14 protein-coding genes are annotated in these 13,906 nt (G+C 35.7%); 9 read left to right on the top strand and 5 right to left on the bottom strand.

Features of this window, described 5'->3' with window-relative positions; all coding sequences use genetic code 11:
- The first annotated feature begins 23 nt into the window (after positions 1–23).
- From CRO54_RS04945 to CRO54_RS04955, 3 genes are all read left to right on the top strand, one after another.
- The gene (locus CRO54_RS04945; RefSeq protein WP_097129335.1) at positions 24–641 is read left to right on the top strand and encodes a histidine phosphatase family protein; all 618 of its coding nucleotides are present in this window, start codon (positions 24–26) and stop codon (positions 639–641) included.
- Between the two features lie 6 nt (positions 642–647).
- Positions 648–1,376 carry a menaquinone biosynthetic enzyme MqnA/MqnD family protein gene (locus tag CRO54_RS04950; protein WP_097129337.1) on the top strand — a complete coding sequence of 243 codons (729 nt, stop codon included), beginning with the start codon at positions 648–650 and terminating at the stop codon, positions 1,374–1,376.
- Between the two features lie 409 nt (positions 1,377–1,785).
- Complete coding sequence (locus CRO54_RS04955; RefSeq protein WP_138765749.1) at positions 1,786–2,166, top strand: hypothetical protein; 381 nt, start codon at positions 1,786–1,788, stop codon at positions 2,164–2,166.
- A gap of 89 nt (positions 2,167–2,255) precedes the next feature.
- On the opposite strand, the gene CRO54_RS04960 is transcribed toward CRO54_RS04955, so the two are convergent.
- The 3 genes from CRO54_RS04960 to CRO54_RS21115 all read right to left on the bottom strand — a co-directional run bounded on the left by CRO54_RS04960 (position 2,256) and on the right by CRO54_RS21115 (position 3,914).
- Complete coding sequence (locus tag CRO54_RS04960; RefSeq protein ID WP_097129341.1) at positions 2,256–2,678, bottom strand: CBS domain-containing protein; 423 nt, start codon at positions 2,676–2,678, stop codon at positions 2,256–2,258.
- A 185-nt stretch (positions 2,679–2,863) separates the two neighbouring features.
- On the bottom strand, positions 2,864–3,241 hold the full coding sequence (locus CRO54_RS04965; RefSeq protein WP_097129343.1) for a response regulator: 378 nt from the start codon (positions 3,239–3,241) through the stop codon (positions 2,864–2,866).
- A gap of 175 nt (positions 3,242–3,416) precedes the next feature.
- Positions 3,417–3,914, bottom strand: a complete 498-nt coding sequence (locus CRO54_RS21115; RefSeq protein WP_179747333.1) for a hypothetical protein — start codon at positions 3,912–3,914, stop codon at positions 3,417–3,419.
- 88 nt (positions 3,915–4,002) lie between these two features.
- Between CRO54_RS21115 and CRO54_RS04975 the strand changes: the two genes are divergently transcribed.
- The 6 genes from CRO54_RS04975 to CRO54_RS05000 all read left to right on the top strand — a co-directional run bounded on the left by CRO54_RS04975 (position 4,003) and on the right by CRO54_RS05000 (position 9,893).
- Positions 4,003–4,605 carry a 2'-5' RNA ligase family protein gene (locus CRO54_RS04975; protein WP_097129345.1) on the top strand — a complete coding sequence of 201 codons (603 nt, stop codon included), beginning with the start codon at positions 4,003–4,005 and terminating at the stop codon, positions 4,603–4,605.
- A 349-nt stretch (positions 4,606–4,954) separates the two neighbouring features.
- A complete protein-coding gene (gene mutS / locus CRO54_RS04980; RefSeq protein WP_097129347.1) occupies positions 4,955–7,564 on the top strand; it encodes a DNA mismatch repair protein MutS in 2,610 nt (869 codons plus the stop codon).
- Between the two features lie 69 nt (positions 7,565–7,633).
- A complete protein-coding gene (locus CRO54_RS04985; RefSeq protein ID WP_097129349.1) occupies positions 7,634–8,131 on the top strand; it encodes a C40 family peptidase in 498 nt (165 codons plus the stop codon).
- On the top strand, positions 8,131–8,691 hold the full coding sequence (locus tag CRO54_RS04990) for a redoxin domain-containing protein (RefSeq protein ID WP_097129351.1): 561 nt from the start codon (positions 8,131–8,133) through the stop codon (positions 8,689–8,691). The genes CRO54_RS04985 and CRO54_RS04990 overlap by 1 nt, the downstream gene beginning before the upstream one ends.
- 12 nt (positions 8,692–8,703) lie before the next feature.
- The gene (locus CRO54_RS04995) at positions 8,704–9,180 is read left to right on the top strand and encodes a TlpA disulfide reductase family protein (protein ID WP_097129353.1); all 477 of its coding nucleotides are present in this window, start codon (positions 8,704–8,706) and stop codon (positions 9,178–9,180) included.
- A 98-nt stretch (positions 9,181–9,278) separates the two neighbouring features.
- Positions 9,279–9,893: a thioredoxin family protein gene (locus CRO54_RS05000; RefSeq protein ID WP_097129355.1), complete on the top strand. Its 615-nt coding sequence runs from the start codon at positions 9,279–9,281 to the stop codon at positions 9,891–9,893.
- A gap of 66 nt (positions 9,894–9,959) precedes the next feature.
- Here the strand turns inward: CRO54_RS05000 and CRO54_RS05005 are convergent, their stop codons facing one another.
- Both CRO54_RS05005 and CRO54_RS05010 read right to left on the bottom strand, forming a co-directional pair.
- Positions 9,960–11,867, bottom strand: a complete 1,908-nt coding sequence (locus tag CRO54_RS05005; protein ID WP_097129358.1) for a DUF3857 domain-containing transglutaminase family protein — start codon at positions 11,865–11,867, stop codon at positions 9,960–9,962.
- Positions 11,867–13,843 carry a transglutaminase family protein gene (locus tag CRO54_RS05010; protein ID WP_097129359.1) on the bottom strand — a complete coding sequence of 659 codons (1,977 nt, stop codon included), beginning with the start codon at positions 13,841–13,843 and terminating at the stop codon, positions 11,867–11,869. The genes CRO54_RS05005 and CRO54_RS05010 overlap by 1 nt, the downstream gene beginning before the upstream one ends.
- Positions 13,844–13,906 lie beyond the last annotated feature (63 nt).

The following is a 13,906-nucleotide window of genomic DNA, read 5'->3' on the forward strand; positions in this document are numbered from 1 at the left end:
TGTAAACCTAAAATCCTAAAATCTTGGCTAAAGAACTTTACATCATCCGTCACGGCGAAACCGAACTTAATAGATTAGGAATAGTACAAGGAAGAGGCGTTAATGCCGATTTAAATGATACTGGAATTGCACAAGCAGCTGCGTTTTTCAATAAGTACAATTCAGTTAAGTTTGACAAGGTATATACTTCATCTTTAGTTAGAACACATCAAACAGTTAAAGGCTTTATTGATTTAGGTTTACCTTGGGAGCAATTAGATGATTTAGATGAATTAGCTTGGGGAGAATGGGAGGGGAAACCCAATACAGAAGAGGCTAGAGAAGCTTTTAGGGCGGTAGTGAGAGAGTGGCAATTGGGTAATTACGATGCTAAATTTGGTGGTGGCGAAAGTCCTAACGAAGTGGCTGCACGTATGGCGAAGGCAATTACACATATTAAAAACCAAAGCAATGAAAATATCGTACTTATTTGTATGCATGGCAGAGCAATGCGTTTAATATTATGTCAGTTACTTAATAAGCCCTTTAGTGATATGGAAGAATTTCCGCATTCGAATACAACTTTATACCGCCTACAATATGATGAGGAGAAATTTACGCTACTCGATTCCAACAACATCTCACATTTAGAACAATTATAATTCGTTTTGGAGAAGATTAAAATTTCTGCCGTTTCTTATACCAATACCAAGCCGTTCATTTACGGTATACAACACTCTCCAGTATTAGAACAAATAGACCTAAGTTTAGACATCCCATCGGATTGTGCTAAAAAACTCATAGAAAATCAAGTAGATATAGGCTTAATTCCTGTTGCTGCCATTCCTTTCGTACCGAACGCTCAAATTATTAGTTCGTTTTGTATCGGTTCTATTGGTGCCGTAAACTCGGTATTTATCTTTTCAGATGTTCCCGTACAAGAGATTAAATCCGTTAAGTTAGATCCACAATCTCGTACTTCCAACAATTTGGCGAAAGTTTTATTGAAGAACCATTTTAAGGTTGGAGTAGAATTTACCATCGACCAATATGCAAAAACAGATGCTATTGTTTTAATTGGTGATAGAACTTTTGGGCGTAAGGAAGACTTCAACTATGTATATGACATGGGGCAAGAGTGGATGCAATTCACTGGACTTCCATTTATGTATGCGGCTTGGGTTGCAAACAAACCTGTTTCTGAAGCTTTCTTAGAAGAATTTGATATCGCCTTAGCAAAGGGTATTGCCAACATACCAACGGTAATTACACAACTGCCAGCTATAGATGGTATTGATATTTCAGATTACCTGCTCCACAAATTAAACTTTGAGCTTACTGAAGAGAAACTACAAGCCAAAGACATTTTTTTAAAATTAATTTCACAATTGGATTAGGGATATACCTTAGTTAGGTTACTTATATATAACCGGTATAGATATTTCAAAAAATTATATGGATAAAACCTTATTTATCAGTATAAATTCCGATTAAGCAAACGGTAATCAAAAGCTAAATTGATAGCGTTAAGATTACAAGTTAACCTCTCCAAAATTATTTGCTCTAAAAATTAATTTCTAAGTTCAGATTTAAACCTGAAATGCTTAGAAAAATTGATGCAGTTTGGCTTCGCCTTTCTATGTCATTTATTTTTGCCTAGTAAACATTTTTTTAATCCATATGAGAAAAACATCTGCAACCACTCTGAAAAACGCTCTTTTTATTATCCTTCTAACTTGTTCTACAACCCAAATTCTGAATGCTGCCCCAAGTAAACATTCGAATAAATTAAAAGTAGAATCTACCATGTTAACATCAAACGAAGGTAAACTACCCAATGAAAAAACCACTAAAATTGCTGCTTTCAACATTATTGTACAGTCTAACCAAACCATCTTAAGTTGGTCTACCATTGAAGTAAAAAATGGCAAATACTTAATTTACAGAAGCGAAGACGAACACAATTTTGTTAAAATTGGAGAAAAGGAAATCGTTGCAAATGCCAACGAACCTGCGCTTTATATCTTTCATGATGAAGCACCTGCCAAAGGTTTAAATCATTACAAATTAATGCAGCAAGACCCTAAGGGAACCTTAAAAGAGGTTGCTAGCAAACAGGTATTTCTAGATACTAGAGAACCAAATGCGCTTAGCAACATTCCCACTCCTAAAATAAATAGGATTTAATTTAAAAGAAACGACAGAACCGCCTACGCTATGCTTAGACTTTAGCGTGGACGGTCTGTTTCCTTAATTAATTATTACTTTTCTAAACTTTAATGGTGATACTGTGCTAGTAAGTATTTAATTAAATCTGTGGTAGAGATAATCCCAACAATTTTTCCTTCATCCAATACTGGCAGTGCATGAAATTCTACCTTACTCATCATATCTGCCACTTCCTTTACCGTATCGTGAACATCTACCGTAGTAGGATTATGAACCATCACCTGTTCGGTTCTTAGCATTTCGAAAACCGTTTCATCTACATTCTCTTGACCTTCGTAAATATCTGCAAAGCTGAGCCTTAGAATATCAGTTTTACTGATGACACCTACCAAGCTTCTTCCAGATACAACCGGCAAATGCTTGATATTATTCTCTTTAAGTAAAGTACTGATATGTTTTAAACTATCGGTAACATGAGCTATAACCAAATTCTTGGTCATTATTTCGGAAATTGGCACACGTTGTTTCATATTTGATGTGGTTTAAATTGTTAATCAAATATGAATAGGTTTAGCACGAATTTTAGTAACGTCGGTCACAATTTAAGGTGATAGTTTTTAAGGTTTAATAGAATAGCCACAGATACACAGATAATTCTCTCTATTATGTTGATTAAAATAAATCTGCGTATCTGTGGCTAAAGACAATTAAGAAACTATGCGATATGGCTATAATAATCAACCCGTTGCATAAAATCATTTAAATCAAAAGGCTTGTTGATATAGCTGTCTGCATCGCATTTTGATTTAACCTTATTCAGGTGGTTATTTCCAGACATCATCATCACTGGGATGCGATGAGTTCTAATGTCTTTCTTCAATTTAGTGCAGATATCAAGTCCGTTCGCATCTGGCAAGATAACGTCCAATACAATCATATCTGGTGTGTGCGCTTGCATTTCCTTCCAAAAGGCATTTGCATTTTTACACACTTTAACCTCATAGAGTTCTTCCACTAACAAAAACTCAATGATGTCTGCAATGTTGGCATTGTCTTCCAACACATAGACGCATTTTTTGTCTGTTGCTTCCATAACTATAAACTTTAGTTTGATATATAAACGTAGCTTATAAATCAGTAGTTTATGTTATTTGTCCACATGTATAGAGTTATCCACTTTCAGTATCAAATACTTAGGTAACATAATTCACAAAAAAGGTCCGAGAATTAACCTCGAACCTAATATAATTTTGATATTTTAGTATTACTTAACTTTCTGTGGTTTTTGCTTTTTTAGCCTTAGCTGGAGCTTTTTCAGCAGTAACTTTCTTTTTAGGAGCTGCTTTTACTTTCACCTCTTTAACTGGAACATCGTCGGTTTCGGCTTTCTTTTTAGCAACTGCCTTTACTTTTACTTCTTTAGCCGGCTTAACTTCTGCTTCAGCCTTCTTCTTCGGTGCAGCTTTTGCTTTTTTAGCCACAGGTTCTTCAGCTGCAACTGGGGCTTTCTCAATTACTGGTTCAGCTACCTTTGTAGCAAGGTAAGTATCTAGCACTTGTCTTAAATAAAGGTCTGGCTTTGGCATATTAACAACGGTTCCAGGTTCTTTATCCTGGTTTTGTTTAATATAAGCTGACTTAATCTTACCCCAATCTTTAGAATAAAGTTTGATAAACATCTCTACAAACTCGTCGTGGGTATATTTCTTAGGCAACCTACCTAACACTACTTGTATCTTTTCTTCTTTGCGATGTAAAATTGCCATGTTATGTTTTTAATGTTCGGCAAATATAGTTAATAGTATCTGCCTTTGAAATAACGCAGAAGCTTGATTACACACTATTGTTAAATTAATGTTAGCTTTTATGTATTTTAGCGGGATGATATTATCAGCAAAACAACAATATTCTATAGTAATCCTTCCTCCAAAAGAAGGAATTGACTACGTAGCTGATTTAAAAAATCAATTGAATAAAAAAATAGGATGGTACAATAGCAGAAACGCAAAGGCTCACGTTACCATCTGCGAGTTTACTGCCGATATAGATGAATTAGAGGATGTGATCAGCGATTTAAGAGAAATTGCTAGTTGCGAAAAGCCACATCATTTAGTATTTGATGGCGTAGATAGTTATGCAAATGGCGCTGTATATCTAAAACCCAATTTGCAAACTAAGGTTCCTTTAACGCAGTTGATGGTTAGAGTGCAGAAAAATCTAGGCGTTACCAATCAATACAAAAGCAAATCGCCACATATGTCTATTGGCCGGAAAATGAACGAAGAGAATGTGGAAATTGCCTTGAATATGTTTGCTGACGCCAAACTTGAATTCAATTGTGCTAATTTGGTCTTAAGGAAATTCAATCCTAAAATAAAGCAATACGATATTTTCTTAGAGGATTTTGATTTTTTAGGCTTACCATGCAAAGAAGAGGCTCAACAAAGCTTATTTTAACTTGGATTTTAATATTTCTCTTTGTTCTCTTTGATAATACTTAAAAACTTAGCGTTAAAAAAATAACGTAAAGAAAGAACAGAGTTTCGTTAAAGGCACAAAGTCTTTCATATTCTCATTTATTACCCAAGCCCGAGTTATCTAAACCTGATGGAAATGGCAGCCCCGAAGAATGAGGGCTATAATGAACAGCAGGACTTACGCTGATAAATGCTTGTATTTTGCTTTTCGAAAAATTAAATATACTATATACTGCTTTTTAGCTCTCCAAGTCCCAATATTTCTCAACAAAAACTTCAAGGCTACGGCTCAAGATGCTATCTTTACGGTTTAGTAAATTTTTAAGATTTTGGCCAAAGCAAAAGAAACCGTTACCCCATTAATGCAGCAATACAATACCATTAAGGCGAAATATCCTGGTGCGTTATTGTTATTTAGAGTAGGAGATTTTTACGAAACTTTTGGTGAGGATGCCATCAAAACGGCCCAGATTCTGGGCATTGTTTTAACCAAGCGTGGTACAGGGCCAAATGGGGCATTGGAATTGGCTGGTTTTCCGCATCATTCTTTAGAAAACTATCTTTCGAAATTGGTTAGGGCAGGGCAAAGGGTGGCGATTTGCGACCAGCTGGAAGATCCAAAAATGACCAAAACTATCGTAAAACGTGGAGTTACCGAGTTGGTTACACCTGGCGTTGCGTATAGTGACAATATCCTTAACCAAAAATCTAACAATTATCTTGCTGCTGTTTACTTTGAAAAAACAGGGATGGGGGTAGCCTTTTGTGATATTTCTACGGGAGAGTTTCTGGTAGCACAAGGCAGCGCAGAGTATATAGATAAGCTTCTACAGAGCTTTAAACCTACAGAGGTAGTTTTCCAAAAAAGTAAACGCAGCGATTTCACTAGCCTATTTGGAGATAAGTTTTACACCTTTCATATAGACGATTGGGCATTTACAGAAGATTACGCTACGGAAGTTTTAACGAAACATTTCGAGGTTAATTCCCTAAAAGGATTTGGCGTAGACAAGCTGACTGCAGGTATTGTGGCCGCTGGTGTAATACTTTATTACTTAGGCGAAACTGAACATAGAAATCTTCAACACATTACTTCTATTTCTCGTGTAGAGGAAGAAAAATACATGTGGCTAGACCGTTTTACTATTAGAAATTTGGAACTGGTAAGCTCGGCCAACGATAATGCTGTAACCTTATTTGAGGTTTTAGATGAAACTTGTACACCAATGGGTGCAAGGCTGCTACACAAATGGATTATCATGCCTTTGAAGGAATTGAAGCCAATTCAGGAACGTTTGGGCATGGTAGATTACTTAGTTAAAAACGAAGTGCTTGCCGATGAACTATTGCAACACATTAAACCCATCGGCGATTTAGAGCGTTTGATTTCAAAGGTTGGCCTACAAAAGGCAGGTCCGAGGGAATTGTTGCAACTAAAACGTGCTCTAACGCATACCGAAGAGATTAAACGTTTAGCCGAAGCAAGTAAAAACCCATATTTAGAGGTTTTAGCTTCGCAGTTAAATCCTTGCAATACCATTAAAGATAAGCTAGAAAAAGAATTACAACCTGACCCGCCAGCTTTATTGGTAAAGGGAAATGTAATTGCGGATGGCGTTGATGAAGAACTCGACAGATTGCGTAAAATTGCTTTTGGCGGCAAAGAGTTTTTGGTAGAAATTCAACGTCGTGAGATAGAAAATACTGGAATTCCATCTTTAAAAATATCTTTTAACAATGTTTTTGGTTACTATTTAGAAGTTACGCATACGCATAAAGATAAAGTTCCAGAAAGCTGGATTCGTAAACAAACTTTGGTTAACGCAGAGCGATACATTACTCCTGAACTAAAGGAATATGAAGAGCAAATTTTAGGTGCCGAAGAAAAAATACAAGCTATCGAGGTTCGTTTATATAATGAATTGATGTACCAAGTGGCTCATTTCATTAAACCGATACAATTAAATGCCTATTTGGTAGCTCAGTTAGACGTTCTGTTGTGCTTTGCTCAATTGGCAACTAAAAATTATTACACCAAACCGGAACTTAACAACAAAAAAGAGCTAGATATTAAAGGTGGTCGCCACCCAGTAATTGAGAAGCGTTTGCCTGTCGGGGAAGAATACATTACTAACGACGTGTATTTGGATAACGACACGCAGCAAATCATGATGATTACGGGTCCCAATATGTCGGGTAAGTCGGCAATTTTACGCCAAAGTGCTTTAATTGTTTTGATGGCGCAAATGGGTTGTTTTGTACCAGCGAAATCGGCTACGATTGGTATTGTAGATAAGATTTTCACAAGGGTAGGTGCATCGGATAATCTTTCTAGTGGAGAAAGTACGTTCATGGTTGAGATGAATGAAACCGCTAGTATCTTGAACAATATTTCAGACAGAAGCTTGATTTTATTGGATGAAATCGGTCGTGGTACGAGTACATATGATGGTATTTCTATTGCTTGGGCTATTGCGGAGTATCTGCACGAGCATCCAACGGCAAGACCTAAAACCTTGTTCGCCACGCACTACCACGAACTTAACGACTTGGAGAATACCATGAGTCGCATCAAGAACTTTAACGTTACCAGTAAAGAATTACAGAACAAAATCATCTTTTTACGTAAGTTAGTTCCTGGTGGTAGCGAACATAGTTTCGGTATTCAAGTAGCAAAAATGGCGGGCATGCCATCTAGGCTGATTGGTAGGGCTAACGAAATTTTGAAACGTTTAGAGATTGATAGAACCGAAGGACAAAGTATTAAGGATAGTATCAAGAAGGTTCAAAACCAAGCTTACCAATTACAAATGTTTGCTATTGACGACCCTGTATTAGTAAAAATCCGTGATTCGCTGAATAACTTAGATGTAAATACGCTAACTCCGGTAGAAGCGTTATTAAAACTAGACGAGATTCAAAGATTGATAAAGAATTAAATTTGTTATTGGTTACGAGTTACGGGTTATGAGTAGCTGCGTACAATTTTTAGAAAAACGAAGTTAGATATGCAGGCAGTAAGAAGAAGTTATTTATTATGGGCATTCACAATATTATTAACCATTCTCGCATCCTGCGGTTCTAGACGACATACCAGCGATACCAAAGCTGCTCGTGCTGCCGATGCGATGGCAAACCTGAAAAGCAAACCGCTTCATCGTTTTATCAATAGTTGGACTGGCGTTAGGTATAAATTAGGTGGACTAGACAAAAGCGGTATCGACTGCTCTGGCTTTGCGCTTTTGCTTCAAAGAGACATCTATGGCAAATCACTTCCTCGTAGGTCAAGAGACCAAGCAGATGCTATCAAAAAAAGAAGTTTAGATAATTTAAAGGAAGGTGATTTAGTATTCTTCGCCTTTGGTGGTCGCGAGGTAGACCATGTTGGCGTATACTTAAACAGCGGCTTTTTTGTACATGCATCTACCACTAGAGGAGTAATTATAGATGATTTGACCTTACCTGTTTACCAAAGAGCTATTGTTAAAACTGGAACCTTGAACTAATGAGACAATCTTTATTTATAATCATCGCTCTGCTAATTTTCACATTAACTACTAATGCACAAGAAGTTAAAAAAGTAGGAGACACCGTTAATACGATTCAGCTAACCAGCACTAAGGGTGATGTATACAATCTCAACAATCATAAACTGAAGGGTGCCATCGTTGTATTTATGACGCCAAGCTGCGACCATTGTGTTGCTTACGAAAAAAGGGTATCTGCTTTGCATGAAACTTACAAAAAGAAAGGTTTTCCAGTGGTTGCAATTGGTCCTTATGGCGATAATGAGAAAGATTACCCTTATGATGCGATGTTAGCTATGAAGAAATTAGCGGAAGAGAAGATGTTTAGCTTTCCTTACTTAGCGGATGAGAAATTCAAATACACTTGGTTGTTCGAAATTAAGCAAACACCAAAAGCAGTTATTTTAAAGAAACTTAAAGAAGGTTATTTGGTTACTTATATCGGTAACATAGATAATGAACCAGACGAAAAGCGAGTGCCTACGATGAAATATGTAGAAGACGAAGTGGACGAATTATTAGGGAAATCAGTTCAATAAGTAATCAGAGCTATGCAAAAGTGTATCGTAACAATTCTATTGATTTTAGCAGGACATAGTGTTAATGCACAAGTTAAATTACTAACTTTAAATGAATTAGAACAAAGAGCAGCTAAAGGAAAAGACACTACATATGTGGTTAATTTTTGGGCAACTTGGTGTGGACCTTGTGTAGAAGAACTACCTTATTTTGAAAGACTGAATAATGAAAATGCAAAAAAACCTTTTAAGGTAATACTGATGAGCTTAGATTTTAAATCTAAACTAAAAACAGATGTGATACCTTTTGTGGCAAAGCATAAGATCAAATCGGAGGTTTATGTGGTTAACGAAACAGACCAACAAAAATTCATTGACCGTGTAGATAAAAATTGGTCTGGTGCATTGCCAGCAACCTTAATTTTAAACACTGATAAAAAAGTACGAGCATTTTACGAACAAGCATTTACATATAGTGAACTATTAAAAGCAGTAGAAACTCATAAATAAAAAAAGCGAACCACCTAAGCAACCTTAGTACATTTTAGTCTTTATTTTCTTACGTATCTAAGGTGGTATAAAAATTCATCAATTAAATAATTATCGATATGAAAAAGTTATTATTAGCATGTTTGAACATATTATTGGCAACTGCAGTAAATGCTCAAATTGGTTACCAAGTGGGCGATTTAGCATCAGATTTTAATTTAAAAAATGTAGATGGAAAGAACGTTTCCTTAGCGAGCTACAAGAACGCTAAAGGTTATATTGTTGTATTTACTTGTAATACTTGTCCAGTTTCTAAGGCTTACGAAACTAGAGTAGAAGCACTAAGCAAAATGTACGCTGTCAAAGGATATCCTGTGGTAGCAATAAATACTAATGACCCTGTTGCTTCTCCTGGCGATACTTATGAAAAAATGCAGGAAAGAGCGAAAGAAAAAGGTTTCAGCTTTGCTTATTTATTAGACCCAGACCACGTTTACACTAAAAAATATGGTGCACAACGTACACCTCATGTATTCGTGTTGCAAAAAACAGCAAAAGGCAATGAAGTAGCCTATATCGGCGCTATTGACAACGACCAACAAGAGGCAAATGCACAAAGAGATAACTACGTGCAAAATGCGGTAAATCAATTATTAAAAGGAGAGAAGCCTGCCTTAACATCAACTAAAGCCATTGGCTGTACCATTAAATGGAAAAAGGAAGTAAGTAAATAATTTTCTTTTGAATAAGGATAAAAGAGCAAAGAATAAGGATGCGTTGATGTCTTTAATCTTTGCTTTTTATTTTTTAATCACTTTCATTGCTAGTGTGATTCTAATTCTATCGTTACTCGCTACTTCATTTACAAAATTCTCGAAACCTTCATAATCACTAGGTTCGAAAATACCGTCTTTCATCACTAATTTTCGGTAATAAAACAACTTGCCATCTTTCATTTTTATCTCGGCAAAGTAGGTTCCAAACTTACTCGTTACTTCCATTATTTTTGGTAGAAATACTGGTATAATATTTTCATCCAACTTAAAGGAAATACTGTCTATATCTGTGTAACCACGTTTCAATTCCAATGGCAAGGTTCTATTACGTACTGATGGTACCGAACGTTTTAGATTAAATACATTTGGCGTAAAGCTGATTCTGTCGTTGCCTGCAGTAGCGTAACTATCGATAGTTACAGATAATTTCTCGGTAAAACGTGGAACATCATTATCAGCCACTAAATCTATTGAAGTAAATTCTATGTTATTAATGTCGTAAAGATATTTTAACTGTTTTTGCTTTTCCGCTGGAGATTTTTTGGTTAAGAAGTAATGATTGTCGAATTGCGAACCATCAAATTTGGTAAGCAAGCTTCCCGTAACCTTTCCGTCCTTAGATAGAGACAAGTCTGCAGTACGAACCTGTTGACTATTTAACGCTTCGAACTTTGGTGTTTTCATCAATTTACCACCATCTTTGGTACAAGCTAAAACCCATCTGTCATCAGTAAAAGACCCTAAATAACCAAAAGGGGCGTCTTGACTGGTGCACTCTAACCAAGTAATATCGCCATTAAGTGGCAAGCATAAAATGATGTGGTTACCTTGCTCCATACTGGCAAAAGATGGCAATAAATCAGTTTTTTGTTCTCCTGCTTGTACCACACAATAGTAAGATTCAATACCCACGGCTTCTAATAAAGCTTGCATATAATTCACTAAAGCCTTACAGTCTCCATAGCCTAATCTATCAACTTCAGCAGCTTTTATAGGTTGAAAACCTCCAATTCCTATCTGTACACTAATGTAACGGATCTTTTTTTGGAAGTATTCATAAATCTTTTTCGCTTTTGCTTTATCGGTAGTTTCTTCCTTTACTAAATCTTTGACAAACTGAATTGTTTCTACGGGCAAAACACGTCTATCTTTCAGTAAATAATCGTAACTGAGTTTCCCTAAACCTTCCCAATCTGTATAGTTCCCTTTAAAATTATAATAGCTGAAATTTTTGGGAGCCACTTTTATAGACATAAAATAAGTATCTGGATTTGGAGAATAGGGTTCATGTTTTAAAGCATTAACTCCCTCGACTTTCCAAATTATACTTTTCTGTTTTTCCGAATTAACCTCTTCTGCTTTGCCTTTGTAATTTTGTGCAAATACTCGAATTTCATCCGCAGTACTATAAATAAATTGATAACTGCTTTTCTCTACCGCAATATCAAAACCAGCAATAGGTCTCCAATCGGGGATAATTAGGTTTTGCTTATTTCTAATTTCGTAAGTATATACAATGGTGTAGGGATAACTATTTACCTGTGGAATATAGTATTTAACCCTACTATCCTCAAATAAGGAAAAGTCATTTACAGCGCTTTCGTCTTTAAAATTACTTAACGAAAACTTACCCATCTGTTTTCCAAATTCATCATAAATTTCGCCTTTGGCAGATTTTATAGAAATATTCTTATCGTAAAATAATGCTAGTTGTGCTTGTCTTTCACCATTTTTATTAAGCACGGTTATGGCTTTGTTAATGCTCAACAGAACATTATCGGCAGAACGCATATCTACAACAGTTTTGCTATCTCTCACAACGGCGTGGGCTCTGTTTTTTAAGGAAGCAGGAATTTGATCGACGGCGTAATTTTGAGCTTTAGTCAAAAATGTAAATCCCAGTAGCGCAAATAATAAACTAAAATTTTTCATTAGTTTGATTTACTAAACAATACATCCATTTTTTGAACTTGGATGATTTGGTTATAAAATTCTTTCAAATAATGATATTCTTCGGAAGTATAAATGGCTTTGCTAAACAACAACTGTTGGTTAACTGTTAAGTTCTTATCTAACAAGTTGGTTTGAAGTAGATATCTTCCACCGAGATTTGGCAGTGCTATAGAAACATCCTTCGGCTGTTCTTTCAGTTTAAAGTTATCAGGCAATGTAATGCTAATTGCAATTCGTTCTTCACTAGCCGAACCTAAATCTACCGGATAATTTCTTTCATTCAGTTTAAACGGATTCCTTCTTATCGGATTGATAAAGAATGGATTGAAGTGATTATCGTTTTGTCCAGCATTGCCGATGGTAAATTCCACTTGATATGCTTCCACCAATGCATTTTCTACACTGTCGAGATTACTAATTTTAAAATCCTTGATTTTAATGTTGGTCAAACGTTCATCCAATTTTTCTACATATTCGTCAATAGATGAATATTTTTTGATTTCCTTTCTGGTGTTCAAAGCGTTAAATCCAGATCCAACAGTGGTGATGGTGCCAATGATCTTACCATCTTCGGTTAACTTTCCAATTAAACTGTGTGTACTAGAACTTCTTTTTGCAGCCTTCATATCTATCCAATACGATGGTTTTTTCAAATTGATGACCCTGCCTTGGTCATTAATACATCGCAATGGAAGCAAACCAAACGGAGCTAGAGGTTCGCTGGCATCCAACAGATAACTTTTTTCTCCTATATTAACCTTAGCTACTACATAATTAAAATCACTGATGATAGGATAGAGCTTGTTAACCGTGCCATTATCTCTAGTAGAAAGCATTACCGCTTCTACATCAAAATTAGCTGCAGATAGTGCAGAAATTAGTGCAAAATTAATATCCGCTACATTTCCGCTTCTCTTTTCTATCACTTCTTTAACGCTGGTTTCACTATATTTCCCATAATAGTTGTTCCACTTTATTTGTTTTTTGATGTACTCAAATATCGCTTTAGCTTTTTGTAGTTCATCTGTGTGTCCTGCAATCAGATTTGGAACAATCGTTTTGAAAACATCTTTTCGCTTCATCTGACCCCCAAAGTCTTTATTTGAAGTCAGCTCATAATCAATATCTCTCCATGACTTCGTATATTTTTGGGTAGAGCCTGTTAAGTAGTGTACTTCTTCTAACTCAAAATAAATTGCCGACTTATAGTTTGAAGGCGCCGTCATGTAATCTTCTTCCAAGAAAGCCGGTACATCTTTCATATTATAGGTAAGCTTAGAGCAATCCATATCTTTCCCTGCAATGCGTAAACAGCCAGAACTTAACTCCGCTTTATTGTCTGATAACTTATAAAAACCTCTCAACGTTACATTGTACTTATAATTAGCAGGAATATAAGCAACGTAAGTGCTGTTTAATTTCGGAATATCTGATTGAAAATTCCAAGTTCTAAAATTGAATAAATATGGACTTTCAATGGTGTATTGATATTCGATGATAGAATGTTCTCTGATGTTGGGAAAGGTAAACTTGGCTAAAGTGATATATTTAGATTTCTCCTCGTTAAACAAAGCCTTGTTAGACATCTCGCTTTCTTCTAAAACGCCATTCTTAACATTAAAAGTAGAAGCCTTAAGTCCCGAAAGGTATTCTTGGTCATCATTGCCTGAGCCATTTTTATAAATTGGAATAATGATGTTGGCAGCATCAAATCCTTCTTTATTAAACAACTTGATGCGAGCGTGGTAATTAAAAACCAACTTCATCCGTCCTGTTTCCGAGTCGAAAGAAAGTCGCGAATTGCCCTGTTCATTTAAAAAAACAGCATTAGCATTGCTGTCAATTTTATTTCTGTCGAAAGAAAGTTCTTCGTTAGTTATTTTCCCAAATTCAAAATCTTGGGAATTAGCAAAGAAAGGGATGAGTAAAAGAAAGATAAATAGAGTTTTGCGCATAAATGATTTAGATGATTTTGCATTGCAATTTAATGCAAGTAGATTAAATATTCTATATTTTTC

Source organism: Pedobacter xixiisoli (genome assembly GCF_900215335.1).
In the GTDB taxonomy this organism is placed as follows: Bacteria; Bacteroidota; Bacteroidia; order Sphingobacteriales; family Sphingobacteriaceae; genus Pedobacter; species Pedobacter xixiisoli.